We start from the raw sequence: 25,577 nt of genomic DNA, 5'->3' as shown, positions 1-25,577 counted from the left end.
TCTGCACAACACGATCTTTTTCCCGCCACAGGCACGACCATGGACCAGCCTATCGAACCCGCGTGCGTGTTCTCCGAACGCGCCAACCAGCTCACCAGCTCCGCCATCCGCGAAATCCTCAAGGTCACCGAGCGCCCCGAGGTCATTTCGTTCGCCGGGGGCCTGCCCTCGCCGGCAGGCTTTCCGGTAGAGGTGGTACGCGCGGCGTTCGACCGGGTGCTGTCCGGCAATGGCCGCGCCGCCCTGCAATACGGCCCGACCGAGGGCTACGCGCCGCTGCGCGAGTGGGTGGCGCAGGACCTCGTCCGCCAGGGCGCGCGCGTCACGCCCGACCAGATCCTGATCGTGTCGGGCTCGCAGCAGGCGCTGGACCTGCTGGGCAAGGTACTGATCGACCGCGACAGCAAGGTGCTGGTCGAAGACCCCACCTACCTGGGGGCTCTGCAATCGTTCGGCCTGTACCAGCCGCGCTACGCCCCGGTACCCACCGACGACGGCGGCCTGATCCCCGAGGCGCTGACGCCCGAGTTGGCCGTGGGCGGCCGCTTCCTGTACGCCCTGCCAAACTTCCAGAACCCCACCGGCCGCACGCTGGACCTGCCGCGCCGCCAGGCGCTGGTGCAGCAGGCCGCGCGCCTGGGCCTGCCCCTGATCGAGGACGATCCCTACGGCGAGCTGCGCTACGCTGGCGAGCCGCAGCCCGGCCTGCTGGCCCTGGGCGGCCAGTGCGGCGCCACGGTCATCCGCCTGGGCAGCTTCTCCAAGGTGCTGGCGCCCGGCCTGCGGCTGGGCTACATCGCCGCCCCGCGCGTCATCATCGACAAGCTGGTGCAGGCCAAGCAGGCCACCGACCTGCACACGCCCACGCTCACGCAGATGGCCGTGTACGAGATCGTCAAGGACGGCTTCCTGGCCCAGCACCTGCCGGCCGTGCGCGAGATCTACCGGGCCCAGGGCAGCGCCATGCTGGATGCCGTCCAGCGCGAATTCCCGGCCTCTGCCAGCTGGACGCGGCCCGAGGGCGGCATGTTCCTGTGGGTGACCCTGCCCGCCCACATCGACAGCCAGCAGCTGCTGGTGCAGGCCATCGCGCGGAACGTGGCCTTCGTGCCGGGCGCGCCCTTCTATGCCGGAACGCCCAGCCGCAATACACTGCGCCTGAGCTTCGCCACGGTGCCCGAAGAGAAAATCCGGGCCGGCATCGCCGTGCTGGGCCAACTGATCCGCCAGCAGGCCTGACGCCGCGGCGTCCCTGGCGGCCGCTTGCGCACTGCGCGCGGGCGGCCGCGCATCCTTTTGCAGATTCGATCGAGCGTGCAGCAGTCCACCACCCCCGACCTCAACGACATCGTCTTCACCGACTGGGTAGAACGCTGGCTGCCCCGCCCCTGGCGGCCCTATGCCCGCCTGTGCCGCATGGACCGCCCCATCGGCACGTGGCTGACCCTGCTGCCCTGCATCGCCGCGCTGATCCAGGCGGCCGGCGGCGTGCCCGACCTGGGCCGCCTGATCGTGTTCTCGCTGGGCGCGCTGCTGATGCGCGGCATCGGCTGCACCGTCAACGACATGTGGGACCGCGACATCGACAAGCACGTCGAGCGCACGCGCTTTCGGCCGCTGACCAGCGGCCAGATCACCATGAAGCAGGCCATCGTCTTCCTGGTGGCGCAGCTGCTGGTGTGCGCCTCGCTGCTGTTCTTCATCAACGGCATGAGCCGCTGGCTCGCGGTGGCGGTGCTGCCCTTCGTGTTCATCTACCCCTTCTGCAAGCGCATCACCTACTGGCCGCAGGCCGTGCTGGGCATCTGTTTCAACTGGGGCATGCTGATGGCCTGGTCCGACACGCAGGACATCCTACCGCTGGCCGCCGTGGCCATGTGGCTGGGCGCGGTGCTCTGGCAGATCGGCTACGACAGCATCTACGCGTACGTGGACGTGCGCGACGACCGCAGCCTGGGCCTGCGCTCCACCGCCATGCGCTTCGCCGACCAGGGCAAGCTGTGGATCGGCGGGTTCTACGTGGCCACGCTGGCGCTGTGGACCTGGGGCGGCTACGCCATGGGCCTGGGCTGGGGGTACTACGTGGGCATGCTGGCGCTGGCGGCGCACCTGGGCTGGCAACTGGCCATCTTCAACCTGCAGCGCCCGGACCGCAACTTCATGCTGTTCCGCGCCAATCTCTGGGTCGGCGTCATCCTGGTGGCGGCGGCGCTGGCAGGTACGTTGCTGTAACGCGCCCGCGCCGGCCCGTTGCCTGAACGCAGCCGGCATGCAATGCCGGCCGCCGCATCTCAGGCCCACCCCTCCAGCCGCAGCGTCGCGCGCACCAGGCGCTGCTCTTCCTGCTCGATCTCGGCCAGGCTTTGCCGCACGCTGTCGACGTGCTCGGTGGCGGCCTTGTGCGCCTGATCCGGCAAGCGTCCCACCACGGCCTTGTACAGGCGCGCATGCTGGCTGTCGATCTGCCGCTTGTGCGGCGCGCGGTGGTACAGGTTGTTCACACAGGCGAACACCGAGCCCAGCAGCAGGTCGGTCAGCGATTGCAGCGTATGGACCAGCACCGCGTTGTGCGAGGCCTCGCAGATCGCCAGATGGAAGGCATGGTCCAGGTGCGCGTGCGTGGCGATGTCGGTGTCCTGGCCGTGCGCGGCCACCATCTCTTCGTAGCGCCGCCGGATCATGATGAAGTCGGCGTCCGTGCCGCGTATGGCGGCCAGGCGCGCCGACTCGCCTTCCAGCAGCGAGCGCACTTCCAGCAGGTCGTACAGCGTGCGCGGCTGCGAGTTGAACAGGTGCACCAGCGGGCCCGCGTCCACCTGCGAGATCTGCGCCACGTACGAGCCCTTGCCCTGCGCGGTATGGATGATGCCGCGCGCGCGCAGCAGCCGCAGCCCCTCGCGCAATGCCGTGCGGGACACGGACAGCTTCTCGGTCAGGCGGCGCTCCGACGGCAGCGCCTGTCCGGCCTTGAGCACGCCATCCACGATCAGCCGCTCGATGCGTTCGGCCACCTCGTCCGCCACCTGGCGGGGCCGGCCGGCCACTTCCATATCCATGAATTTCTCCTTGTGCGTACGCCTGGCCGCGTCTCGGGCCCCAGGCCGCCACCGTCCCGCCGACCTCGGCCTCCACGGCCGGGCACTGGTATGACCGCGGTCCCGCCGCGCGGATGCAAACATCCAGCACATACGCCAACCTGTTGAAATCAAAGCACGAAATCGAAAATTCCGCGACAACCGGCCCTCATAAACTGGTATGACCAGCACTCCGCGCTATGGACATCGGCCCCCGCCCGAGGCGATCATGGCTGCCATAACGAGAGCGCGCAGCGCGACCCCGCGCGGCGCCAGGCTCCACTGCGACGCATATTCCCGTTCACCGGGACCGGTTCGCGCCCGCCGCGGCGCCCGTCCCAAGCCATCGAGACATCCATGACCGACCGCACCCCGCAACACGGCCTGCAAGTGGCGACCGTCCTGTACCGCTTCATCGAAGACGAAGCCCTGCCCGGCACCGGCCTGGACAGCGCCGCCTTCTGGCAGGGATTCGCGCAGCTGGCGCACGACCTGGCGCCGCGCAACCGCGACCTGCTGGCCCAGCGCGACCTGCTGCAGCAGAAGCTGGACGAATGGCATCGCGCCCGCCCGGGCCGCATCGCCGACCCGGCCGCCTATCGCAAGTTCCTGGAGACCATCGGCTACGTGCAGCCGCAGCCCGGCGCGGTGCAGGCCGGCACGCAGAACGTCGACAGCGAGATCGCCCATCAGGCCGGCCCGCAGCTGGTGGTGCCCGTGTCCAATGCACGCTATGCGCTGAACGCCGCCAACGCCCGCTGGGGCAGCCTGTACGACGCGCTGTACGGCACCGACGCCGTCTCGCAGGAAGGCGAGCTGGCGGCCGGCAAGGGCTACAACGCCCGGCGCGGCCAGGCCGTCATCGCACGCGCCCGGGCCTTCCTGGACAGCGCCGCGCCGCTGGCGCAGGGCTCGCACGTCGACGCCACGTCGTATACCGTGCAGGACGGCAAGCTATCCGTGGCCCTGAAGAATGGGCAGTCCACCGGCCTGAAGGCCCCCACCCAGTTCGCCGGCTACCAGGGCGATGCGCAATCGCCCGAGGCCCTGCTGCTGAAGAACAACGGCCTGCACTTCGAGATCCAGATCGACCGCCAGCATTCCATCGGGGCCACCGACGCCGCTGGCGTGAAGGATGTGCTGCTGGAAGCCGCGCTGACCACCATCATGGACTGCGAAGACTCGGTCGCCGCCGTCGATGCCGACGACAAGGTGCTGGTCTACCGCAACTGGCTGGGCCTGATGAAGGGCGATCTGGCCGAGGAAGTGAGCAAGGGCGGCAAGACCTTCACGCGGCGCCTGAACGCCGACCGCGAATACCGCAAGCCCGACGGCGGCACGCTGACGCTGCACGGCCGCTCGCTGATGTTCGTGCGCAACGTGGGCCACCTGATGACCAACCCGGCGGTGCTGGACCGCGACGGCCGCGAGCTGCCCGAAGGCATCCTCGACGCGGTGGTCACCTCGCTGGCCGCGATGCACGACCTCAAGGCGCGCCGCAACTCGCGCGCGGGCTCGTTGTACATCGTCAAGCCCAAGATGCACGGCCCCGCCGAAGTGGCCTTCGCCAGCGAACTGTTCTCGCGCGTCGAAGACCTGCTGAAGCTGCCGCGCAACACGCTGAAGATGGGCATCATGGACGAGGAGCGCCGCACCAGCGTCAACCTGAAGGCCTGCATCCAGGCCGCCGCCGAGCGCGTGGCCTTCATCAACACCGGCTTCCTGGACCGCACCGGCGACGAGATGCATTCGTCGATGGAGGCCGGCCCGATGATGCGCAAGGGCGACATGAAGGGAAGCAGCTGGATCGCCGCGTACGAACGCAGCAACGTGCTGGTAGGCCTGGACTGCGGCCTGCGCGGCCGCGCCCAGATCGGCAAGGGCATGTGGGCCATGCCCGACCTGATGGCCGCCATGCTGGAACAGAAGATCGGCCATCCCAAGTCCGGCGCCAACACGGCCTGGGTGCCCTCGCCCACCGCCGCCACGCTGCATGCGCTGCACTACCACCAGGTCGACGTGCAGGCCGTCCAACAGGACCTGGAGAAGACCAGGCTCGACGACGTGCGCGACGAGTTGCTGGCGGGCCTGCTGACCGTGCCGGTGGGGAATCCGTCGGACTGGACGGCCGACGACATCCAGCGCGAGCTGGACAACAACGCGCAGGGCATCCTGGGTTACGTGGTGCGCTGGATCGACCAGGGCGTGGGCTGCTCGAAGGTGCCCGACATCAACAACGTAGGCCTGATGGAAGACCGCGCCACGCTGCGCATCTCCAGCCAGCACATCGCCAACTGGCTGCGCCACGGCATCACCAATCGCGAGCAGGTCGAGAAGACCTTCCAGCGCATGGCCGCCGTGGTCGACCAGCAGAACGCCAACGACCCGCACTATCGCGCGATGGCGCCGGACTTCGAGGCCTCGTTCGCGTACCGCGCCGCGTGCGCGCTGGTGTTCGAGGGCCTGGCGCAGCCCAACGGCTACACCGAGCCGCTGCTGCATCAATACCGCCTGGCATTCAAGGCCGCGCAGCGCTGATCGAATCGCGCTTCCAAAAAAGCGCCTCGTGCCCGCACGGCACGGGGCGCTTTGTTCATTGCACGGCTATCACCCCCGTGCCGCGTCGCGCGGCGACATGCCGTAGTGCCGCCGGAATGCCGTGGAAAAATTCCCGGCGTGGTCATAGCCCACCTCCAGCGCCACCTGCGTCACCGGCATGCGGGCCTGGCGAATCAGGGCCATCGCGTGGCGCATGCGCGCGGCCAGCAGGTACTCCGACAGCGTCACGCCCTGCACCGCCTTGAAGGTGCGCGCCAGCTTGGACACGCTGACGCCGGACTGGTCCGCCAGTTCCTGCATGCTGGGGGGCTCGCGCAGCGCGTCGGCCAGGCGCCGCGCCACGCGCTCGGCGATGGCGCGATCGCGCGGCCGGGGCGGACACGCCGACTCGTCCGCCTCGCGCATCAGCGCGAAGAAATGCCGCAGCACGTCCTGCGTGCAGGACTGCAGCCTCAGCCGGCGTTCCACGCGGTCATCGATTGGCTCGAAGAAGCTCTGCGCCGCCTGCCGCATGCCCAGCGACAGGCTCGCGTGGAACAGGGCGAACGGATCGGGCTCGCCGGCCAGATAGCGCGCCAGGGCGCCACCGTAGCGCTCGGCATCCAGGCCCAGCTCGTGCAGCAGATAGTCGCGCGAGCACGAGAGGGTGACGGACCGCTCGCGGTCGCTGGCGCGGAACACCTCGAGCTTGCGCGCGCCGCTCGGCTGCAGCAGCGCGCTGCACGATCCCGCGTCGATGGCGTGCACCGGCTCGCGCCCATCGGTGATGGCGGACTCGCCCGCCAGCCGCAGATGGATCTTCAGCGCCCCGCTGCAGTCGTACTGCTCTTCGATGTCGCGCGGCCGCGCCACCTCGGCCCAGCTGGCCGACAGGCCCGTGCCGAACACCAGCGTGTCGCGATAACCCTGCATGCCCGCGCCCACCGGCCGCGACGCGATGAAGCAGGCCGAGCCGGTGACGGCGATGTCGGTCACTTCGAACGAGTGCGGCACATAGGCATGCAGCCCGCCGCCCAGGACGGGATGCTGGGGGGCGCGGTAGGCGTCTTGCATCATGGCGAAGACGTTACCGGCGCGCTTTCGCCAGCGTCAAGCGCTCCGGGATCGCGCCGCTGCCCACTGCGGGTAAACCCGCAATCATGGGGGCCCCGCAGCATTGCCTGCCCACCGCGCAAACAAACCTGCCGTCCGCTCAGAAGCGCGCCGGGCGAGGGATGACTATGCTGGATCGATTTCCTCCTCGAGATCCGCCGCCCGCCATGACCGACCTGCCGCTCCCCAAGTTCTCGCTGACCCGCCGCGCGGGCTCCCTGGTGTTCGTCTCGGGCCAGATGGCCTTCGGCGAGGGCTTTCGCATCGTCGGCGAGGACGTGGCCGCGCAGACCCGCACCTGCCTGGAACACCTGGAACGCCACTTGCAGAGCGTCGGCCTGACCCGCGCCGACATCGTCAAGACCACCGTGTGGCTGACGCGAGTGGAAGATTTCCGCGCCTTCGACCAGGCCTACGGCGCCTTTTTCGGTGACGCGACGCTGCCCGCGCGTTCCACCGTGCGCGCCGACCTGATGCTGCCCGGCGCGCTGGTCGAGATCGAGGCCGTGGCACAGACCAAGGACGCATGATGAACGCCCCTCGACCCGCCTCGAATACCGACGCCGCCATCGACTGGATCCAGCGCCTGGTGTCCATCGACACCACCAGCCGCAATTCCAATCTGGGCCTGATCGAAATGGTGCGCGACGACCTGCGCCGCGCCGGCATCGACTGCCACCTCAGCCATGACGGCAGCGGCGCCAAGGCCAACCTGTACGCCACCGTGCCCGCCGCCGACGGCAGCACGCAGGGCGGCATCGTGCTCTCGGGCCACACCGACACCGTGCCGGTCGACGGCCAGCAATGGGACCACGACCCCTTCACGCCGCGGATCCGCGACGGCAGGCTGTACGGCCGCGGCACCTGCGACATGAAGGGCTTCATCGGCACCGCGCTGTCCCTGCTGCCGCGCATCACCGCCACGCGCCTGGCCAAGCCCGTGCACTTCGCGCTGTCGTACGACGAGGAACTCGGCTGCCTGGGCGCGCCGGTCATGCTGGCCGACCTGAAGGCGCGCGGCGTGCAGCCCGAGGGCTGCATCGTGGGCGAGCCCACGTCGATGCGCGTCATCGTGGCCCACAAGGGCATCAACGTGTGGCGCTGCTGCGTGCGCGGCCAGGCGGCGCACTCGTCGCTGACGCCGCGCGGCCTGAATGCCATCGAATACGCCGCGCAACTGATCTGCTTCATCCGCGACCTGGCCGATCAGATGCGCCGCGACGGCCCCTTCGACCAGGCCTTCGACGTGCCCTTCAGCACCGCGCAGGTCGGCACCATCCAGGGCGGCATCGCGGTCAACACCATTCCCGCGCTGTGCCAGTTCGAATTCGAGCACCGCAACCTGCCGGGCGCGGATCCGCAGGCCTTCTTCGGCCGCATCAAGGAGTACGCCGACAGCGTGCTGCTGCCGCGCATGCGCGCGGAGCACGAGAACGCCGCCATCGAGCTGGAAACCCTCGCGGGCGCGCCCTCGCTGGACGCCGCAGAGCAGGCCGCCATCACGCAGTTGGTGCGCGCGCTGACCGCCGACCGCGACACGCGCAAGGTGGCCTACGGGACCGAAGCCGGCCAGTTCCAGCGCGCCGGCATCCCGTCGGTGATCTGCGGCCCCGGCGACATCCAGCAGGCCCACAAGCCCAATGAATTCGTCGCCCTGGACCAGATCGCACAATGCGTGGCGTTCCTGGACAAAGTCATCGACAACCTGGCGCAACCGCACTGACCGCACGCGCTCCCACGGGGAAACAATAATCACATGAACACCGCCACCCTCACGGCCCACGGCAGGAAGCCGCCGTCGTCCACCCGCATCATCGCCTCGGCCTCCATCGGCAACGCGCTGGAATGGTTCGACCTGGTGGTCTACGGCTTCTTCGCCGTCACCATCGCCAAGCTGTTCTTCCCGACGGACGACGACACCGTCTCGCTGCTGCTGACGCTGGGCACCTTCGGCGTGTCGTTCTTCATGCGGCCGCTGGGCGCGCTGGTGCTGGGCGTGTATGCCGACCGCGTCGGGCGCCGCGCCACGCTGACGCTGTCCATCGTGCTGATGATGATCGGCACGCTGCTGATCGCCGTCATGCCCACCTACTCGGCCATCGGCATCTGGGCGCCCATCGGCATCGTCGTCGCGCGCATGATCCAGGGCTTTTCGGCGGGCGGCGAGTTCGGCAGCGCCACCGCCTTCCTGGCCGAGCACACGCCCAACCGGCGCGGCTTCTTCGCCAGCTGGCAGGTCGCCAGCCAGGGCCTGACCACGCTGCTGGCCGCGGGCTTCGGCGCGGGCCTCACGCAGTACCTGACGCCGGAACAGCTGCAGAGCTGGGGCTGGCGCATCCCGTTCTTCTTCGGTCTCTTGATCGGGCCGGTGGCCTATTACATCCGCACCCGCATCGACGAGACGCCCGACTTCCTGGCCGCCGGCCCCAACGAAACGCCGCTGTCCGACACGTTCTCGCAGCACCGCCTGCGCCTGCTGCTGGCCATCGGCACCGTCGTGCTGGGCACCGTGGCGACGTACCTGGTGCTGTACATGCCGACCTACGCGGTCAAGACGCTGAAGATCCCGCAATCCGCGGCCTTCGCGGCCACGCTGGTCACCGGCATCGTGCAGTTCATCTGCGCGCCCATGGTCGGGCATTGGTCCGACAAGCATGGCCGCACCGGCATCATGCTGGCCTCGGCCGTGCTGTTCGGCGTGCTGATCTATCCGCTGCTGCACTTCCTGGCGCAGTCGCCCACCTTCGGCACCATGATCGCGGTGCAGATCGTCATCGGCGTGCTGCTGTCGGGCTACTTCGGCGCGCTGCCGGCGCTGCTCAGCGACCTGTTCCCAACGCGCACGCGCACCACGGGCATGTCGCTGGCCTACAGTATCGCCGTGACCATCTTCGGCGGCTTCGCGCCCTTCATCATCACCTGGCTGATCTCCGCCACCGGCAATCCCTACGCGCCCAGCTTCTATCTGATCTTCGCCGCCGTGATCAGCATCGCCGCCCTGGCGGGCGTGCGCGGCCGGCTGGGCCTGCGCTGAACCCCCTGGAGCAGTTGTACCCATGACCACCCCCTACGACACCACCACCCAACCCGACCGCGCCGCCATCACGGCGCTGCGCCAGCAGCTGCAGCCTTGGGTGCGCACCACGCCCACGCTGGAACGCGACGACTTCGAGCCCGTGCCCGGCACGCGCCTGAACTTCAAGTTCGAGCTGCTGCAGGCCAGCGGCACCTTCAAGGCGCGCGGCGCGTTCTCGAACATCCTGGCCCTGGACGAGGCCCGCCGCGCCGCGGGCGTGACGTGCGTGTCGGCCGGCAACCACGCCGTGGCCGTGGCCTACGCCGCCATGCGGCTGGGCGTGTCGGCCAAGGTGGTCATGATCAAGACCGCCAGCCCGGCACGCGTGGCGCTGTGCCACCAGTACGGCGCCGAGGTCGTGCTGGCCGAGAACGGCCAGACGGCGTTCGAAACCGTGCGCCGCATCGAGGCCGAGGAAGGCCGGTTCTTCGTGCATCCGTTCAACGGCTACCGCACCGTGCTGGGCACCGCCACGCTGGGCGAGGAATGGCTGGAGCAGGCGGGCGAACTGGACGCCGTCATCGTGCCCATCGGCGGCGGCGGCCTCATGGCCGGCGTCTCCACGGCCGTCAAGCTGATCGCGCCGCGCTGCCAGGTCTACGGCGTCGAACCCGAAGGCGCCGATGCCATGCACCAGAGCTTCGCGGCCGGCGGCCCCATCAAGATGGGCGCGATGCAGAGCATCGCCGATAGCCTGATGGCCCCGCACACCGAGCAATACGGCTACGACCTGTGCCGCCGCAACGTGGACCGGCTGGTGAAGGTCAGCGACGACGCGATCCGCGATGCGATGCGCCTGCTGTTCGACCAGCTGAAGCTGGCCGTGGAACCGGCCTGCGCCACCGCCACCGCTGGCCTGGTGGGCCCGCTGAAAACCGAACTGGCCGGCAAGCGCGTGGGCGTGCTGCTGTGCGGCACCAACACCGACCCGGCCACGCTGGCGAAGCACTTGGGCGTGTAAAGCGCGAACGAGGTCGCGCAGGCCCCGGCGGGCCGCGCCGCGTCGCGCGGCTGGCGAAGCATCGCGTCAACGTTCGTTACCAGAAGGCGCATGACGCCACACGGCCGCGGGGCCAAAGCCACTAAGATGCGTCCGGATTCGATGCATGAAAGGCCTCCCGCAACCGCGCGCCCTTCCGGACTCCCGCTTCATGACCGCCACAGCCTCGGCACCTCGCAGTCCCGCCCGACCGCGCCGCACGGACGACACCACGCCCGCGCAAGCGCTGGCCATTGCCACCGCCAGCCTGGGCAGCACGCTGGTCTGGTACAACGCGCTCATCTACGGCCTGTTCTCGTCGGCCCTCATGGATGCGTTCGCGCCCTTCGTCTCGTCGAGCGAGGGGATGGGCCACATGGCCATCTTCTTCTCCTCCACGATGCTGGTGCGCCCGCTCGGAGCTCTCGTGCTGGGCCTGATGGCCGATCGCGTGGGCCGCCGCCCGGCGCTGGCCCTGTCCTTCGGACTGACGGCACTGGGCACCGCGCTGATCGTCGTCATGCCCACCTACGACCAGATCGGCATGGCAGCGCCCATCGGCGTCGCCGCCGCCCTGGTGCTGCACAGCTTCGCGCAGGGCGGCCAGATCGGTTGCAGCATCACCTACGTCGCCGAGCAGACCCGCACGCATCGCGGCCTGTTCGCCAGCTGGCAGCTGACCAGCCAGGGGGTGACCGCGCTGCTGGCCGGGGGCATGGGCTGGTCCCTGTCGCCGATGCTGTCCGAGACCGCCATGCAAGACTGGGGCTGGCGGATCACGCTCGCCTTCGGCATCGTGCTGGCCCTGGTGGCCTGGTATTTACACGACCAATGCGAGGAAACGCCGCCCTTCCGCGGCCAGGAACCGCCCGCGCGGCCCTTCATCGACCTGTTCGCACGCAACGGCCTGCGCCTGGTGCTGGCCTGCGTCGCCGTACTCGCGGCGACCGCGGCGGGCTTCGTCGCCATGATGCTGCCCATCATGGCAAGGATCGACATGGCCCTGCCCGTCAGCTACACGATTCTTTCCGCGCAGGTGTCAGGGCTGACCCTGCTGATCGTCGGCCCCTGCATGGGCGCGCTGTCCGACCGCGTCGGCCGCGTGCCCGTCATGGCGATCAGCGCCGCCGCTATGGCGGTGCTGATCTTCCCGCTGCATCAGTTGCCGGCCTACGCGGGTACGGCGGGATCGCTGCTGCTGGCGCAGTTCATCCTGGCCCTCCTGCTGGCCGGCTACCTGGGCGCGCTGCCCGCGTTCCTGGCCGAGATGTTCCCCACCCCGGTACGCACGCTGGGCGTCTCGCTGACCTATTCATTGACGGCGGCCGTATTCGGCACGCTCGCGCCCATCCTCGTCGAAGTCCTGCGGCAGAACGAGTTGCCGTATCCGCCCGGCCTGTATCTGGTGGTGTGCGCGGCCTGCAGCATCTTCGCGCTGATCATCGCGAAGCGGCGGTTCGACATGCGTTGATCGGGGCGGGTCGACATTGCCGAGGCAGTGTCCGCGGCGGCATGAGGCCGAGGCAGCCGCGTCCAGCCGCGACGGGCCATGCGGCAAGGCAGCGCCCGGGCATCGGGGCCGGCCGCCGACACTCGAGGCCGGCGCGGGCGCATCCGGGCCCAGATGCGGTCCCGTATGCGCCCCCGCGTCACTGCTGCCGCGCCGCCCCCGCGTAGTACTCGCCCAGCGCCTCGATCTCCTGCGCCGTCAGCCGCTGCGCGAAGGCGCGCATCACGCCCACGTCGTCGTTGGCGCGCTGCCCGCCGCGGAACGCGTTCATCTGGTCGATGAAGTATCCCTTCGGCTGCCCCGCCAGCCTGGGCAGCAGCGGCCCTTCCCCACGGCCCTGCAGCCCGTGGCAGTTGGCACAGGCCGGCAGCGCGCGGCCGTTGTCGCCCAACGCGTCCAGCGTGCGCGCCGACTCCGGTCCCGCCGCCGCCTGCACCGGCGGCGCGGGCAGCGAGGCGTAGTAGCGTGCCAGCTGCCCGATCTCTTCCGGCGTCAGGCCCTTGGCGATCATGCTCATCAACGGATGGTTGCGCTTGCCGTCGTGATAGTCCGTCAATTGCTTGGCCAGATACTCCGCCTTCAGGCCCGCCAGGTTGGGAAAATTGCCGCCCGCCGGCGACACGCCCTGCTGCCCATGGCAGGCCACGCAGGCCTGCACGCCGCCCTGCGGACGGCCGGCGCTGGCCAGTTGCGCGCCGGCCTTGGGGTCGGCCTTCTGCAAGGGCTCCTGCCACGAGGGTTTGAACGCCGTGAAATCCAGCGCGCTGCGGCCAGGCTCGGGCTGCGCGGCCTGCGGCCGGGGCGCCGACTGGCTGCCGCTGGCCGGCGGCGTGGCGGGATCACCGCCCACGGCCGGCGTGGCCTGGCTGGCCGGCACGCCGGGCTGCCCCTGCTGATTCTGGGCCGCGGCGGCGGTCCGCGCCGACGGCGGCGGCGCCTTCACCTCGGTGCCGCGGATGATGCTGTCGCCGCCGAAGTTGCCCATCTGATGCCACGTCGCCACCAGCGTGACGACGGGCACGCCCACGGCCAGCGCCAGCACCAGCCCGATACCCGAGTTCGTCTTGCGCATCACGTCACCAAGGGTCCCGGCGAACGCAGATAGTCCGCCTTGATTTTCTCGACGATCCAGTACGCCGTCGCCCCCACCGTGGCGGTCGGGTTGTAGTTGGAGTTCTGGGGAAACAGCGCCGCCCCCGTCACGAACACGTTGGGCACGTCCCAGACCTGCCCGAAGCGGTTCACCACGCTGGTCTGCGGGTCGTCCCCCATGATGGCGCCGCCGGTCAGGTGGGTCGACTGGTAGGCCGTCGCGGTGAACGGCTTCTTGCGCGGCCCCGGTTCGGTGGCGACCACGCCGCGCATCGCGCGGCCGATCTCGTCGCCCTTCTCCGTCAGGAACGCCGACAGCCGGATGTCGTTGTCCGGGAAGTCATACGTCACGCGCAACAGCGGCTGGCCCCAGGCGTCCTTGTACGTCGGGTCCAGGCTGAGGTTCGTGCCCCGCGTGGGCTGCGCCGAACCGGTGATGGTGATCGACGCCGAATGGTTGTAGTAGCGCTGCACGGCCTTCTTCCAGGCCGAACCCCAGGCCGGCGTGCCCTTGGGCGTGGGGTGGTAGCCGATGGGCGCGCCGCTGACCACCTGGATCTGCAGATAGCCGCCGCCCACGAACTTGTGTGGCCCGTGGTCGAAGTTGTCGGCGCTGAAGTCGTCCATCGTCACGGCCACGGCGCCCGCGCCCATGAATGGATTGATGTTCACCGACTCGTCGAAGAACAGGTTCACGCCCGACGTAGTCTGGTGCGTGTAGTTGCGCCCGACCACGCCGGTATTGGTCTCGGGATCGTAGGGCTTGCCGATCTGAGAGAGCAGCAGCAGGCGGACGTTGTTGATGCCGAACGCGCAGAGCACCACGGTGTCGGCCGGCTGGAAGATTTCCTTGCCCGCGGCGTCCACGTACGTCACGCCTCGCGCGTGCTTCTTGTCTTCCGTCAGCTCCACGCGCAGCACGTGGGCGCCGGTGCGCAGTTCGAAGGTGTCCAGCTTCATCGCCACCGGCAGGATACAGACCTGCGGCGAAGCCTTGGCGAAATGCTCGCAGCCGAAGTTCGAACAGAAGCCGCAATACACACAGGCGCTCATGTGCAGGCCTTCGTTGTTCACGTAGGGCCGCGTGCACAGCGCCGACGGTTGCACATAGGGGTGATAGCCCAGCCTGCGCGCCGCCTCGCCGAACAGCGCAGGCGCGTACGGCACCTTCATCGGCGGATTCGGATAGGGCCGCGACCGCCACGGCTCGAACGGATTGCCGCCCTCCTGCTTCTGCCCCTTGATGTTGCCGGCCTGTCCCGATGCGCCCACCAGGTAATCGAAGCGGTCGAAATAAGGCTCCAGTTCGTCGTAGTTCAGCGGCCAGTCCCGGCTCATCAGGTCATCGTCGAAGATGCCCTTGCCGTAGCGCTCGTTGTAGTGGCTGCGCAGATTGAAATCGGTGGGATCGAAGCGGTAGTACGCCCCCGACCAGTGGTTGCCCGCGCCGCCCAGGTGCGTGCCCGGATACGCGAACTGCCAGCGCCGCATCGGCAGCGCCTTCTGCTGCGTGTTGTTGCGGAACGTGAAGGTCTCGGTGGCGGCGTTCTGGTGCAGTGCGTGGCGGCGCGTGTACTTCAGCTCGTCGTGCACGTTCGGGCCCTGGAAATCCGGCGAGGGCCAGCGCGCCTCGCCGCGCTCCAGGATCACCACGCGCTGCCCGGCCGCGGCCAGCTCCTTGCCGATGATCGCGCCGGTCCAGCCGCCGCCGATGATGGCCACGTCGACCTTGGGCAGGTTCTCAGCCATGAGAGGCCTCCTTGGCGGGGGTGCCGGCGGGCGCACTGCTGGCCGGCGCCTTGCCAGGGGGCGCAACGCTGCCCGGCTGCTGCGGCGCTCCATGCCGATGCGCCGGCTCCATCTGATGCGGCTTGGCCATCGCGATCGACACCGGTTCGCCCGCCCAGATCACGCCATGCCGCTCGATGTCGTTCGAGAAACTGGCATAGGCGCCGGGAAAGCCCACCAGCTTCCATCCCACCATGCCGGCGTTGCCGCCGTACATGGGGTCCGAGAAGAAGCCTTCGACCGTGCCGTCCAGCAGCGCCTGGAAGAACACCGGCGCCGGCAAGGGCGAGAAATCCACCTTGCCCGCCTGCATCTTTGCCAGCCAGTCGTCCTGCTGGTCCGCGCTCAATTCGGCAAACGGCTTGCCGTCCTGCTTGCGCACGGCCGCATCCAGCTCGGCCAGTCCGCGCCGGAACATTTCCGCCGGCGTGAACGACAGCTGGTAACCCTGCTCCGGCGTGCCCGCCTCGAACGGCCCCTGTCGATACAGCTGATCGCCCGCGCCCCAGGCGCCGGCCAACTGCTCGTCCAGGAACGTCGTCACCCCCGCCTCCTTGGCGCCGGGCCCCAGGTCGTCCGCGGGAATCAGACGCGCCACCAGCGCGTCCACGGCCTGGGCTTCCTGCTGATTGAAGAACTTCAGCGTGCGGGTATTGGCCTGGGTCGCGGCAGGCATGCCGCTTCCGGGCATGCGGGCATCATTGGCGGCAGGGGCTTGCGCGGGCGGCGCCGACGCACCGGGCGCGCCAGCGGGCGCGGGTTGCGCGGCGGCACCGTGTCCCCTGGCAAGCAATGCGCCGGGTACGCCAAGCGTGATGGCCTTCAACAGGCCCCGCCGGCCCCGGACGGAGGAATCGTCCATGTACATGGGCTCCGGTTGTGGAGCAGGCAACAGGCCGGCCCCCAATGGGTTGCGATGGAAGGCGACTCACAACCGCCGCCGGGCTTCGCGGGGAAATGCGTGGAGCAAGTGGCGAGCCCGGCATGGCATTTGCGACATGAAGGCAACGCAAAACGCTTCCAGGCAGGAGGACCCCATGGCTTACGAATCCCTCGGAATCCCCTCATTCCGTCCCCGCCACGCCCTGCTGGCCGGGGCGATCGCCTGCGCGGCGCTGGCAGGCGGCGCCCATGCGCAGCAGCCCAGCGGCCATACGCCGGCCTCCACTACGCCGCAGCCGCCGCGGCCGGGCCAACCCGACACCGACCCTAAAGTGCAGAACATTGAAAAATCGCCCGCCGACCGCAATGCGCCCGCCTCCGAGGTGAAGCGCAATGGAAAGGCTGGGGACGATAGCGGCACCGAATCACGCGGCGGCAAGGGACCCTCTGGCAGCACCGCCGGCTCCACCGGCAACGCCGGCATGCCGGGCGCCGGCGCGACTTCGGGCTCGGGAGGCAGCGCCGACCATCGCCGCTGATCTCGCTGGGACGATTGCCCTGGCGATGAACCTCGGCACCGATCGGGCACGCCGCTTGCGCTCGCGGCACGCGGCTTGCTGTTTCCTGAACGTCAATGACCAAAAAGGAGCTTTTGCCATGAGTTCCCGCCCGACGATAGCCTTGCGCCTGCCGCTGCGCCGCCGTGCTTCGGTTCTGGCCGCCTGTGTCCTGGCCGCCGCCGCCGCTGGCTTGGCCCAGGCCCAGGAAACGCCGCACCAAAGTACCCCGCCCGAACGCCACATGACCGAACCGCCCCAGAACGGCGGCGGCGCGGCCGGGCAAAATCTACAAAACGGTGCAAAAAACCCCGGCGATCGCATGGCGCCCGCCTCGAAGGTCGAGGACAAGCCTCAAAAGTCGAACAATAACGAGGCCACCCAGCAGGACATCGAACGCAAGGAGCAGCAGGAGAAGCCGGCTGGAACGACCTCTGGATCCAGCGCTCCGCCGGTCCACCGCTGAGCCCGTCCTCGAAGCCGGGCGCCTCGGTTCGTCCCGCCGCTGCGCCCGGGCGGCCGCGCTGGCCATATGGCAACCGGCTGGATACCAACATCCGGCCCGCGCATGACGCGGGCTTTTTCCATCGGCGATCACGGCAGGGTCCGGGCAAGCAGCGCTCGCCCGGACCTCACTGCGGCATCCCCCGGTACGCGGCTCGCACCCACCGCCCTCACCCGCGCCCGGGAGACATCCCAGGCCCGTGGTTAACCCTATCAGGGTAATTGCCGGATCAGCCCAACTTGCCCCGGGCCACGCAATACTTGTTTGTCAGCCCCCCGGGCGCGGCCCATGATGACCTGGCCCGTGGACGCCCGCGCCGCGCTCGCCGCCGCGCCATCCACCCAGACTCATCAGACACGGCACACCATGACAGCTACGCAGTCCGCATGCAGGGCCGGCGCAGACATCGGCGGCACGTTCACCGACATCGCACTGGAATACGAAGGACGCTTGTATACCGCCAAGGTCCTGACCGACTACCAGAAACCCGAGCGCGCCATCGTGCAGGGCCTGAAATTCGCCGCCGAGGAAGCCGGCATCGCACCGTCCGTCATCGGCTCGGTCGTGCACGGCACCACGCTGGCCACGAATGCCCTGATCGAGCGGCGCGGCGCCAGGACCGCCTTCATCACCAGCGAGGGTTTCCGCGACGTGATCGAGATGCGCCATGAAGGGCGCTTCGAGCAGTACGACCTGGCCATCCAGCTGCCCGCGCCGCTGATTCCCCGCAGTGACCGCTTCCCCGTGGCGGGCCGCCTGGACGCCAGCGGCAATGAACTGGTGCCGCTGGACCTGCCCGGCCTGGACCGCGTCATCGAGACGATCCGCGCAGGCGGCTTCACCAGCGTGGCCGTGGGCCTGATGCACAGCTACCGCAACGGCACGCACGAACGCGCCGTGCGCGAGCGCCTGCAGCGCGCCCTGCCCGACGTGTCCGTGTCGATCTCCTGCGAAGTCTCGCCGCAGATACGCGAGTTCGAGCGCTTCAACACCGTGTGCGCCAATGCCTACGTGAAGCCGCTGATGTCCTCGTACCTGAACCGCCTGGCCGACGCGCTGGCCGCCGAAGGCATGCGCTGCCCGCTGTACATGATCCATTCCGGCGGTGGCCTGATGTCGCTGTCCAGTGCCGCGGAATTCCCCGTGCGCCTGCTCGAATCGGGCCCGGCCGGCGGCGCCATCTACGCCAGCCACGTCGCCGCGCGCTACGGCATGGAACGCGTGCTGTCCTTCGACATGGGCGGCACCACCGCCAAGATCTGCCTGATCGAGGACCTGCATCCGAAGACAGCCCGCACCTTCGAGGTGGCGCGCACCTACCGCTTCAAAAAGGGCAGCGGCATGCCCATCTCGATTCCCGTCATCGAGATGGTCGAGATCGGCGCGGGCGGCGGCTCCATCGCCCACGTGGACGACCTGAAGCAGGTGCGCGTGGGCCCAGAAAGCGCGGGCTCGGAACCGGGCCCCGCCTGCTACGGCCGCGGCGGCCAGCACCCCACCGTCACCGATGCCGACCTGATCCTGGCCAAGCTCGATCCCAAGCGCTTCGCGGGCGGCTCCATCACGCTGGACACCGAGGCCTCGCAGACCGCCATGCGCCGCCACGTGGCCGATCCGCTGCAGGGCACGCCGGTGCAGGGCGCCTACGCGGTGGCCGAAATGGTGGACGAGAACATGTCCAACGCCGCGCGCATGCACGCCGTGGAGAACGGCCGCGACCTGACCGAGTTCACCATGATCGCCTACGGCGGCGCCGCCCCGCTGCATGCCGCGCGTCTGTGCGAGAAGCTGGGCATCGACCGCCTGATCGTGCCGCCGGGCGCCGGCGTGGGCTCGGCCATCGGCTTCCTGCAGGCACCCTTCGGCTACGAGTCGCTGCGCAGCGCCGTGATGCGCCTGTCGCGCTTCGACACCGGCCTGGTCAATGCGATGATCGCCGAGATGAACGAAGAGGTCTCGGGCTTCGTGCAGGAGACCGGCCACCGCGGCCAGACCGTGCGCGAACTGCGCGCCTACATGCGTTACGCGGGCCAGGGCTGGGAGATCCCCGTGGACGCGCCGGACGGCGAGATCGACGACGCCGCGCTGCGCACCCTGCGCGCCAACTTCACGCAGGCCTACACGCAGCTGTTCGGCCACGAAGTCGAAGGCCTGGACATCGAAGTGGTCAGCTGGGCGCTGTCGCTGCGCAGCGACGTGGCGCCTCCCGAACGCGTCCACGCCGACGACAGCAAGGGCGTGGCCACGCGCCAGCAGTGCCCTCCCATCGCCACGCGCGAGGTCTTCGACGCCAAACGCGGCGAATTCCTGGAGTGCGCCATCTACGACCGCGCCAGCCTGCCGCGCGACCTGCGCCTGGACGGCCCGCTGATCGTCACCGAGAAAGAGACCTCGTCGTACGTCAGCCCCGGGTACGGCCTGGTCCTGCAGCAGGATGGCTGCCTGCTGATCCAACGCAATTCCTCGAAGGGAGCCTGAGCATGGCAACATCCCCCACGCGCGGCACGCCCGCCGCTTCTCACGAGGCGGCTGCCGCGGCCGGCAGCGAAACCATCCGCGTCCGCGAACAGATCATGTGGAACCGCCTGATCGCGGTCGTCGAGGAACAGGCCGTCACCCTGGTGCGCACCGCCTTCTGCACCAGCGTGCGCGAGGCCGGCGACCTGTCGGCCGGCGTCTTCGACGCGCAGGGCCGCATGATCGCCCAGGCCGTTACCGGCACGCCCGGCCACGTCAATTCCATGGCCGAGTCCGTGGGCCACTTCGTGGCCAGGTTCAGCGGCAAGCTTGCGCCCGGCGACGTGCTGGTCACCAACGACCCCTGGATGGGCACCGGCCACCTGCACGACATCACCATGGTCACGCCGGTGTTCCGTGCGCCTGCCGCAGGCAAGGCGCCCAGGCTGATCGCCTACTTCGCGTCCACCGCCCACGTCGTCGACATCGGCGGCCGCGGCTTCGGCCCCGACGCCACCGAGGTCTACGAAGAGGGCATCTGCATCCCGCTGATGAAGTTCTACAAGGCGGGGCAGCTCAACGAGGACCTGATCGAGATCCTGCGCAACAACGTCCGCGAGCAGGACCAGGTGATCGGCGACTTCCATTCCCTGGTGGCCTGCAACGACACCGGCCGCCGCCGCCTCGAAGGCATGATGGACGAGTTCGGCCTGGCCGACCTGCAGGAACTGGCAGAGTTCATTTTCAGCCACAGCGAACGCGCCACGCGCGAGCGCATCGCCGCCCTGCCCGCCGGCGACAACGCCTACGAAATGCGCGTGGACGGCTACGAAGCGCCCATCGACCTGCGCGTGAAGGTCAGGTCGCAGGACGGCACGCTGTACGCCGACTTCGACGGCACCTCGGGCCCCAGCCGCTACGGCATCAACGTGCCGCTGACCTACACCAAGGCCTACGCGTGCTATGCGCTGAAGTGCGCCATCGCGCCCGCCATTCCCAACAACTGGGCTTCGCTGCGCCCCTTCGAGATCAGCGCGCCCGAGGGCTGCATCCTGAATGCGCCGCGTCCCGCGCCCGTCGCCGTGCGCCACGTGCTGGGCCACCTGATCCCCGACGTCGTGCTGGGCGCGCTGCAAGCCTACAAGCCCGATCTGGTCCCGGCCGAGGGCGCCAGCGCCCTGTGGAACCTGCAGATGAAATTCCAGGGCACGCGCGCCGACAACAGCCAGTCGCGCCACGAGATGCTGATCTTCAATACCGGCGGCACCGGCGCACGCCCGGCCAGCGACGGCCTGAGCGCCACCGCGTTCCCCAGCGGCGTGCACAGCATGTCCGCCGAGGTGACCGAAAGCATCGGCCCCATCGTCATCTGGCGCAAGGAACTGCGGCCCGACTCCGGCGGCGCCGGACGCTGGCGCGGCGGCCTGGGCCAGCGCATCGAGATCGGCGCGCACGAGGGCTATCACTTCTCGCTGAACGCCATGTTCGACCGCGTGGATTTTCCGGCGCGCGGCCACCTCGGCGGAGGCAACGGCGCGGCCGGCAAGGTCGGCATGGACGACGGTACGGTCATGAAGGCCAAGGGCACGCAGCGCATTCCCGAAGGCAGGCGCCTGGTGCTGGACCTGCCCGGCGGCGGCGGCTATGGCCAGGCCGTCGACCGCCCGACCGAACAGGTCAGGCGCGACGTCGCGTACGGCTACATCTCCGAGGAGCAGGCGCGGCGCGACTATCCCCACGCATTCGACTGAGCATGCTTGAGACCGGGGCAGTACCCGGCGCCGCATCCCCAGGCGAACTTCGGATGCGGCGGACATAATCCAAGGGGTAATACGATGAGCACCAACGCAATGCAAGCAACCGTGGCGATCGATCGCGACCGCGCGGCCCATGGCGGGGACGGCGGCCCCGCCGCCGCGCCGCGCGCCGTGGGCAAGAAGGAACTGAACAAGGTCGTGCTGGCCTCGGTGGTGGGCAGCTTCGTCGAATGGTTCGAGTTCTCGGTATACGGCTACCTGGCCAGCGTGCTGGGCCGCGTGTTCTTCCCATCCACCGAACCCGGCATGCAGCTGATCGCCTCGCTGGCGGCGTTCGCCGTGGCCTTTTTTGCCCGGCCGTTCGGCGGCGTCATCTTCGGCCCCATCGGCGACCGCTTCGGCCGCAAGCGCGTGCTCACCGTCACCATCCTGATGATGGCCGTGTCCACCTTCGCCATCGGCCTGATCCCGTCATACGCCACCATCGGCGTCGCCGCGCCCATCCTGTTGGTGCTGCTGCGCCTGCTGCAGGGCATCTCGGCGGGCGGCGAAGGCAGCGGCGCCGCCATCTTCGTGGCCGAATATTGTTCCGACAAGCGCCGCACCGCCATCACCAGCTGGATCGAGGTCGGCTGCATCAGCGGCTTCGCGTTCGGCGCCACCATCACTACCGTGCTGACGGCCATCTTCAGCGTGGAACAGATCACCGAATGGGCCTGGCGCATCCCATTCCTGCTGGCGCTGCCGCTGGGCGCCATCGGCCTGTACATCCGCGACAAGCTCGAAGAAACTCCGGCCTTCGAAGCCGTGCGCGCCAGCAAGAAGGCGCACCCCCAGGCCACGTGGAGCGAACTGTTCTCCACCCACCGCGCCGAGCTGCTGCAATCGTGCGGCTTCATCATCGTCACCAACATCACGCTGTACACGGTCACCACCTACATCCCGACCTACCTGTCCAGCGCCCTGGCCATGAAGGAATCGGCCGGCTTCCTGCTGTCCCTGGGACCGCAGTTGTTTCTCATCGCCATGATCCCGGTGATGGGCATCATCGCCGACCGCATCTCGCGCAAGCGGCTCATGCTGGCGGGCAGCGTCGGCGTGCTGGTGCTGGCCATCCCGTGCTTTCACCTGCTGGCCGAAGGCAGCTACGTGATCAAGGTCGTGTCGCTGCTGCTGCTGAACCTGTGCCTGGCCGCGCTGCTGGGCTGCATCTTCGCGGCGGTGCCGGCGCTGTTCCACACGCGGGTGCGGTTCACGGGCATGGCGTTCAGCTACAACGTGGCCGTGGCCCTGTTCGCGGGCACCGCGCCGATGCTCAACGCGTGGCTGATCCAGCGCACCGGCAATACGACCATGCCGGCGTACTACCTGATGTTCGGGGCCGTGGTGGGCATCGTCGCGCTGCTCTACAGCCGGGACAGAACCGGCCAGCCGATGCCGGGGGACGCCGCGCGGGCGCAGTGAGGGGTCGGCCTTCACGCACACCTCGCTTGACGCCATCGCGCCGCTCGTGCCGCGGATCGGATGATAGAGGGCGCCTGTCATGAGGCCGCCCGCCAGCGATAGATGATCGCGGCCGGCGGCCTTTTTCATAGCCATCGGATGCCGGCGGGGGCTCGCGATCAATAGCCGTAGTAGTAACGGTGGTAGTAGTGCGGGTGGTAGTAATAAGGCTGGTAGTAGACCGGGGCCGGCTCGTAAGCGTGACGGGCGGGCACCACGATGCAGCCGCTCATCGTGCAGGCCACTATGCCCATCAATATCATCGTCCTGAACATGGCGGACTCCTTGCTGTCCATTCCTCCGCGTCGACAGACGCGGCAGGTCAGGATTAGGCCTGGATCGCGCATCCGAGTTCTATCGCGTAATGGATTCGAAACACCTGATCGGTGACCGATCATGTCCGGCGCAGGGGTCCGGACGCCATGGTGCGCGGACAATGCAGTCAGCCTTATCGCCACCTGAAAAATGGGTGCCGCGGTATCCGTCGTAGGCCGGTTCGAAGCGGACTTGGTGAGGACCTTGCGCATTCGCCCAGACGCGACCGTAAAGCTTGGTGAAGTCTGCCTGCGTATCTGCCCACGCTCGCGGCAGCCTGATCGCAGGACGGATTCGCGCTCACCTGAGGTCAGCGCTTCTCTCAGGCCTGACGCGCGGTTGCACCGCCGTCCTGCTCGTGTTCCGCCGGCATCCGGCAGCTCGACGGGTAGCCGCTGACCTGCTCGGTACACACGTCGTCCAGCAGCCACCGCGTGAACTGCTGCAATACCGGCGAGTAGTGGTGATTGGCCTTCACCAACAGGCTGAAACGCGGCATGCGATCGCGCGGCAGCCGCTCCAGGACGTCCATGCCGAAGGGCGCCACCAGGCGTCCTGCAGTGACGTGGCGCACCGCGTCGGCATAGGACAGGAAACCCACCCCCAGCCCCGCCAGCACGGCCTCCATCATCGCCGCATGCGTATGCAGGCGCATGATGGACTGCGTCGGCCGCTCGGACACGCCCAGCAGATCCAACGTGTCTTCCCACATCGTGTTTTCCACCAACGACGAGATCACGTTGTGCCGCAGCAGATCCCTGGGCTCGGCCACGGGCATCCGCGTCAGCAAGGCGGGCGTCGCCACCAGCACCTTCAAGTCATCCAGCAACGGCGTCTCTTCGTATCCGGGCGGCGCGCCATAGTTCCAATGGATCGCGGCATCCAGGCCCTGGGCATCCAGCTCGATCAATTCCACGCCCACGGCCATGCGCAGATCCAGGTCAGGCATCGACGACGTGAACAGCCCCAACCGCGGCACCAGGAATTCGGTGGCGAAGTACGGGCTGACGTAGAGATACAGGTGCGGCTTCTCGGGCGACACCTGCACGGCCTGCACGCCGTCGGCGAAGCGGTCCAGCCCATCGCGCACGTGCACGTAGAACTGCTGGGCCGCCGCCGTCGGTTTCAAGCTGCTGACGTCACGCTGGAACAACTGCTGGTCCAGATGCGATTCGAGGTGCTTCAACTGCTGGCTGACGGCCTGCGGCGTCAGGCACAGCTCGCCGGCGGCCTGGCGTATGGAGCCATGCCGCATCACGGCTTCGAAGATCCGCAGTGTGTTCAGAGGAGGAAGTCGATAGCGCATGAATGCTGGGGCCTGCAATGCGGAGGGCCGTTCCGGATGTCGCACACCCGGGCGCCGGTGGCTCGCCCTCGCGCGCGCTCAATCATATTGCATCGACTAGCTGTTTCGCGCGTGCCTGATGCGGCCTTGGCAAGCGGCCTCCAGCGCGGCCAGCGTCTGTGCGTCGGCACGATGCGCCGTGATCCCGCGCCATTGCCGCACCGCTTCTCGAAGCTCCGGCACGGCCTCGATAGCCTTGCGCCGCCAGGTGCTCATGCATCGCCGCCTTTTTTCGATGCGTTCCCCACCAGGTTGTTCGAACGCGCCTGGCGCGCCAACAGCGTGTCCAGCTGGTTTGCGAAAGCCTTCCTGTCCGACTGGCCGAACGCCGCCGGACCGCCTGTCTGCACGCCGCTGGCGCGCAGCTCTTCCATCATGTCGCGCACGGCCAGCCGTTCGCGGATGGTCTCGTTCGAATAACGCTCGCCTCGAGGATTCAACGCCATCGCGCCTTTGCCCAGCACCTCGGCGGCCAGGGGAATGTCGCCCGTGATGACCAGGTCCGCCGCGACGGCGTGCTTGGCGATATAGGCGTCGGCCACGTCGAAGCCGCTGGGCACCTGCACCGCGCGTATCAACGGCGACGGCGGCGTACGCAGCATCTGGTTGGCCACCAGGGTAAGGGGCACCTGCCACCGCTGCGCGGCACGAAAGAGGATGTCCTTGATGACGGCGGGGCAGGCGTCGGCGTCGACCCAGATATGCATGGCCATCCAGAAGGGAAGTGGAAGAAGGGTTGTAGCGTTTTTCGTTGCCGCAAAAGCAAAACCCCGCAGACATTGAGTCTACGGGGTTTTGGGATAAGAGCCTGACGATGACCTACTTTCACAGATGTACATCCACTATCATCGGCGCGAAGGCGTTTCACGGTCCTGTTCGGGAAGGGAAGGGGTGGGACCACCTTGCTATGGTCGTCAGGCGTAACTGGTCGAGCAGTTGACGCTGTGTGTTCAACAGCTCTGAAGGAAGAAGCACGCCGGTACGGTTGAGGTACCTACGCAAGTATTTGGGGGGTTGTGTTGCACGGCGTTCTCGCCGGCACGGTGCGCGTTAGCACCTTGGGCGGCGCGCTCGAGGGCGCCGCGT

At 68.5% G+C, this 25,577-nt stretch carries 22 protein-coding genes and 1 rRNA gene; 13 read left to right on the top strand and 10 right to left on the bottom strand.

The window, feature by feature from the left end; genetic code table 11:
• The first annotated feature begins 39 nt into the window (after window positions 1-39).
• Together FS845_RS05965 and ubiA are read left to right on the top strand one after the other, a co-directional pair.
• Entirely contained in the window at window positions 40-1,239 is a 1,200-nt protein-coding gene (locus tag FS845_RS05965; RefSeq protein WP_144631391.1) for a PLP-dependent aminotransferase family protein, read from the top strand.
• A gap of 75 nt (window positions 1,240-1,314) precedes the next feature.
• Window positions 1,315-2,232, top strand: a complete 918-nt coding sequence (gene ubiA / locus FS845_RS05960) for a 4-hydroxybenzoate octaprenyltransferase (RefSeq protein ID WP_144631389.1) — start codon at window positions 1,315-1,317, stop codon at window positions 2,230-2,232.
• Between the two features lie 59 nt (window positions 2,233-2,291).
• Here the strand turns inward: ubiA and glcC are convergent, their stop codons facing one another.
• Window positions 2,292-3,056, bottom strand: a complete 765-nt coding sequence (glcC, locus tag FS845_RS05955) for a transcriptional regulator GlcC (RefSeq protein WP_144631387.1) — start codon at window positions 3,054-3,056, stop codon at window positions 2,292-2,294.
• 375 nt (window positions 3,057-3,431) lie between these two features.
• Here glcC and FS845_RS05950 point away from each other — a divergent pair, with 375 nt between their 5' ends.
• Window positions 3,432-5,612 carry a malate synthase G gene (locus FS845_RS05950; RefSeq protein WP_144631385.1) on the top strand — a complete coding sequence of 727 codons (2,181 nt, stop codon included), beginning with the start codon at window positions 3,432-3,434 and terminating at the stop codon, window positions 5,610-5,612.
• A gap of 69 nt (window positions 5,613-5,681) precedes the next feature.
• Here the strand turns inward: FS845_RS05950 and FS845_RS05945 are convergent, their stop codons facing one another.
• Window positions 5,682-6,689 (bottom strand): helix-turn-helix transcriptional regulator, encoded by a 1,008-nt coding sequence (locus FS845_RS05945; RefSeq protein WP_144631383.1) that lies wholly within the window; start codon window positions 6,687-6,689, stop codon window positions 5,682-5,684.
• A 203-nt stretch (window positions 6,690-6,892) separates the two neighbouring features.
• Between FS845_RS05945 and FS845_RS05940 the strand changes: the two genes are divergently transcribed.
• The 5 genes from FS845_RS05940 (at window position 6,893) to FS845_RS05920 (ending at window position 12,251) form a co-directional block, all read left to right on the top strand.
• Entirely contained in the window at window positions 6,893-7,255 is a 363-nt protein-coding gene (locus FS845_RS05940; RefSeq protein ID WP_144631381.1) for a RidA family protein, read from the top strand.
• The gene (gene argE, locus FS845_RS05935; RefSeq protein ID WP_260986182.1) at window positions 7,255-8,448 is read left to right on the top strand and encodes an acetylornithine deacetylase; all 1,194 of its coding nucleotides are present in this window, start codon (window positions 7,255-7,257) and stop codon (window positions 8,446-8,448) included. Before FS845_RS05940 ends, argE begins: the two co-directional genes overlap by 1 nt.
• Before the next feature lie 33 nt (window positions 8,449-8,481).
• Window positions 8,482-9,759 carry an MFS transporter gene (locus tag FS845_RS05930; RefSeq protein WP_144631377.1) on the top strand — a complete coding sequence of 426 codons (1,278 nt, stop codon included), beginning with the start codon at window positions 8,482-8,484 and terminating at the stop codon, window positions 9,757-9,759.
• A gap of 22 nt (window positions 9,760-9,781) precedes the next feature.
• Window positions 9,782-10,762, top strand: coding sequence for a threonine/serine dehydratase (locus FS845_RS05925; protein WP_144631375.1), 981 nt, complete (start codon window positions 9,782-9,784; stop codon window positions 10,760-10,762).
• 190 nt (window positions 10,763-10,952) lie between these two features.
• On the top strand, window positions 10,953-12,251 hold the full coding sequence (locus FS845_RS05920) for an MFS transporter (RefSeq protein ID WP_186332178.1): 1,299 nt from the start codon (window positions 10,953-10,955) through the stop codon (window positions 12,249-12,251).
• Window positions 12,252-12,429: 178 nt separating this feature from the next.
• On the opposite strand, the gene FS845_RS05915 is transcribed toward FS845_RS05920, so the two are convergent.
• From FS845_RS05915 to FS845_RS05905, 3 genes are read right to left on the bottom strand one after another with little or no spacing between them, the layout of a single operon-like run.
• Window positions 12,430-13,362, bottom strand: coding sequence for a c-type cytochrome (locus tag FS845_RS05915; RefSeq protein ID WP_144631371.1), 933 nt, complete (start codon window positions 13,360-13,362; stop codon window positions 12,430-12,432).
• Window positions 13,362-15,131, bottom strand: coding sequence for a GMC family oxidoreductase (locus FS845_RS05910; protein ID WP_144631369.1), 1,770 nt, complete (start codon window positions 15,129-15,131; stop codon window positions 13,362-13,364). Before FS845_RS05910 ends, FS845_RS05915 begins: the two co-directional genes overlap by 1 nt.
• The gene (locus tag FS845_RS05905) at window positions 15,124-15,846 is read right to left on the bottom strand and encodes a gluconate 2-dehydrogenase subunit 3 family protein (protein ID WP_260986181.1); all 723 of its coding nucleotides are present in this window, start codon (window positions 15,844-15,846) and stop codon (window positions 15,124-15,126) included. Before FS845_RS05905 ends, FS845_RS05910 begins: the two co-directional genes overlap by 8 nt.
• A gap of 361 nt (window positions 15,847-16,207) precedes the next feature.
• On the opposite strand from FS845_RS05905, the gene FS845_RS05900 reads away from it, so the two are divergent.
• From FS845_RS05900 to FS845_RS05880, 5 genes are all read left to right on the top strand, one after another.
• Window positions 16,208-16,591 (top strand): hypothetical protein, encoded by a 384-nt coding sequence (locus tag FS845_RS05900; RefSeq protein WP_144631365.1) that lies wholly within the window; start codon window positions 16,208-16,210, stop codon window positions 16,589-16,591.
• A gap of 25 nt (window positions 16,592-16,616) precedes the next feature.
• Window positions 16,617-17,075, top strand: a complete 459-nt coding sequence (locus FS845_RS05895) for a hypothetical protein (protein WP_144631363.1) — start codon at window positions 16,617-16,619, stop codon at window positions 17,073-17,075.
• Window positions 17,076-17,480: 405 nt separating this feature from the next.
• Complete coding sequence (locus tag FS845_RS05890; protein WP_144631361.1) at window positions 17,481-19,592, top strand: hydantoinase/oxoprolinase family protein; 2,112 nt, start codon at window positions 17,481-17,483, stop codon at window positions 19,590-19,592.
• 2 nt (window positions 19,593-19,594) lie between these two features.
• On the top strand, window positions 19,595-21,322 hold the full coding sequence (locus tag FS845_RS05885; protein ID WP_144631359.1) for a hydantoinase B/oxoprolinase family protein: 1,728 nt from the start codon (window positions 19,595-19,597) through the stop codon (window positions 21,320-21,322).
• Window positions 21,323-21,406: 84 nt separating this feature from the next.
• On the top strand, window positions 21,407-22,792 hold the full coding sequence (locus tag FS845_RS05880) for an MFS transporter (RefSeq protein WP_144631356.1): 1,386 nt from the start codon (window positions 21,407-21,409) through the stop codon (window positions 22,790-22,792).
• A gap of 158 nt (window positions 22,793-22,950) precedes the next feature.
• On the opposite strand, the gene FS845_RS26450 is transcribed toward FS845_RS05880, so the two are convergent.
• From FS845_RS26450 to rrf, 5 genes are all read right to left on the bottom strand, one after another.
• A complete protein-coding gene (locus FS845_RS26450) occupies window positions 22,951-23,088 on the bottom strand; it encodes a hypothetical protein (RefSeq protein ID WP_186332210.1) in 138 nt (45 codons plus the stop codon).
• A 380-nt stretch (window positions 23,089-23,468) separates the two neighbouring features.
• Window positions 23,469-24,452: a LysR substrate-binding domain-containing protein gene (locus FS845_RS05875; protein ID WP_144631354.1), complete on the bottom strand. Its 984-nt coding sequence runs from the start codon at window positions 24,450-24,452 to the stop codon at window positions 23,469-23,471.
• 96 nt (window positions 24,453-24,548) lie between these two features.
• Window positions 24,549-24,707 (bottom strand): hypothetical protein, encoded by a 159-nt coding sequence (locus FS845_RS26445; RefSeq protein WP_186332177.1) that lies wholly within the window; start codon window positions 24,705-24,707, stop codon window positions 24,549-24,551.
• On the bottom strand, window positions 24,704-25,198 hold the full coding sequence (locus tag FS845_RS05870; protein WP_144631352.1) for a YaiI/YqxD family protein: 495 nt from the start codon (window positions 25,196-25,198) through the stop codon (window positions 24,704-24,706). Before FS845_RS05870 ends, FS845_RS26445 begins: the two co-directional genes overlap by 4 nt.
• Before the next feature lie 99 nt (window positions 25,199-25,297).
• Window positions 25,298-25,410, bottom strand: a 5S ribosomal RNA gene (gene rrf / locus FS845_RS05865).
• Between the last annotated feature and the right edge of the window lie 167 nt (window positions 25,411-25,577).

Origin of the sequence: Bordetella genomosp. 13, from assembly GCF_007679965.1 — a bacterium.
Lineage (GTDB): Bacteria > Pseudomonadota > Gammaproteobacteria > Burkholderiales > Burkholderiaceae_B > Bordetella.
The sequence above is the reverse complement of the archived record's forward strand: the minus strand, read 5'-3'. Positions and strand labels throughout refer to the sequence as shown.

Excerpts from the sequence above, each read along its gene's own strand:
- FS845_RS05965 (WP_144631391.1), top strand. The coding sequence starts at position 40 with ATGGACCAGCCTATCGAACCCGCGTGCGTGTTCTCCGAACGCGCCAAC.
- glcC (WP_144631387.1), bottom strand. The coding sequence starts at position 3,056 with ATGGATATGGAAGTGGCCGGCCGGCCCCGCCAGGTGGCGGACGAGGTG.
- FS845_RS05950 (WP_144631385.1), top strand. The coding sequence starts at position 3,432 with ATGACCGACCGCACCCCGCAACACGGCCTGCAAGTGGCGACCGTCCTG.
- FS845_RS05945 (WP_144631383.1), bottom strand. The coding sequence starts at position 6,689 with ATGATGCAAGACGCCTACCGCGCCCCCCAGCATCCCGTCCTGGGCGGC.
- FS845_RS05940 (WP_144631381.1), top strand. The coding sequence starts at position 6,893 with ATGACCGACCTGCCGCTCCCCAAGTTCTCGCTGACCCGCCGCGCGGGC.
- argE (WP_260986182.1), top strand. The coding sequence starts at position 7,255 with ATGAACGCCCCTCGACCCGCCTCGAATACCGACGCCGCCATCGACTGG.
- FS845_RS05930 (WP_144631377.1), top strand. The coding sequence starts at position 8,482 with ATGAACACCGCCACCCTCACGGCCCACGGCAGGAAGCCGCCGTCGTCC.
- FS845_RS05925 (WP_144631375.1), top strand. The coding sequence starts at position 9,782 with ATGACCACCCCCTACGACACCACCACCCAACCCGACCGCGCCGCCATC.
- FS845_RS05920 (WP_186332178.1), top strand. The coding sequence starts at position 10,953 with ATGACCGCCACAGCCTCGGCACCTCGCAGTCCCGCCCGACCGCGCCGC.
- FS845_RS05915 (WP_144631371.1), bottom strand. The coding sequence starts at position 13,362 with ATGCGCAAGACGAACTCGGGTATCGGGCTGGTGCTGGCGCTGGCCGTG.
- FS845_RS05910 (WP_144631369.1), bottom strand. The coding sequence starts at position 15,131 with ATGGCTGAGAACCTGCCCAAGGTCGACGTGGCCATCATCGGCGGCGGC.
- FS845_RS05905 (WP_260986181.1), bottom strand. The coding sequence starts at position 15,846 with ATGCCTGCCGCGACCCAGGCCAATACCCGCACGCTGAAGTTCTTCAAT.
- FS845_RS05900 (WP_144631365.1), top strand. The coding sequence starts at position 16,208 with ATGGCTTACGAATCCCTCGGAATCCCCTCATTCCGTCCCCGCCACGCC.
- FS845_RS05895 (WP_144631363.1), top strand. The coding sequence starts at position 16,617 with ATGAACCTCGGCACCGATCGGGCACGCCGCTTGCGCTCGCGGCACGCG.
- FS845_RS05890 (WP_144631361.1), top strand. The coding sequence starts at position 17,481 with ATGACAGCTACGCAGTCCGCATGCAGGGCCGGCGCAGACATCGGCGGC.
- FS845_RS05885 (WP_144631359.1), top strand. The coding sequence starts at position 19,595 with ATGGCAACATCCCCCACGCGCGGCACGCCCGCCGCTTCTCACGAGGCG.
- FS845_RS05880 (WP_144631356.1), top strand. The coding sequence starts at position 21,407 with ATGAGCACCAACGCAATGCAAGCAACCGTGGCGATCGATCGCGACCGC.
- FS845_RS05875 (WP_144631354.1), bottom strand. The coding sequence starts at position 24,452 with ATGCGCTATCGACTTCCTCCTCTGAACACACTGCGGATCTTCGAAGCC.
- FS845_RS26445 (WP_186332177.1), bottom strand. The coding sequence starts at position 24,707 with ATGAGCACCTGGCGGCGCAAGGCTATCGAGGCCGTGCCGGAGCTTCGA.
- FS845_RS05870 (WP_144631352.1), bottom strand. The coding sequence starts at position 25,198 with ATGCATATCTGGGTCGACGCCGACGCCTGCCCCGCCGTCATCAAGGAC.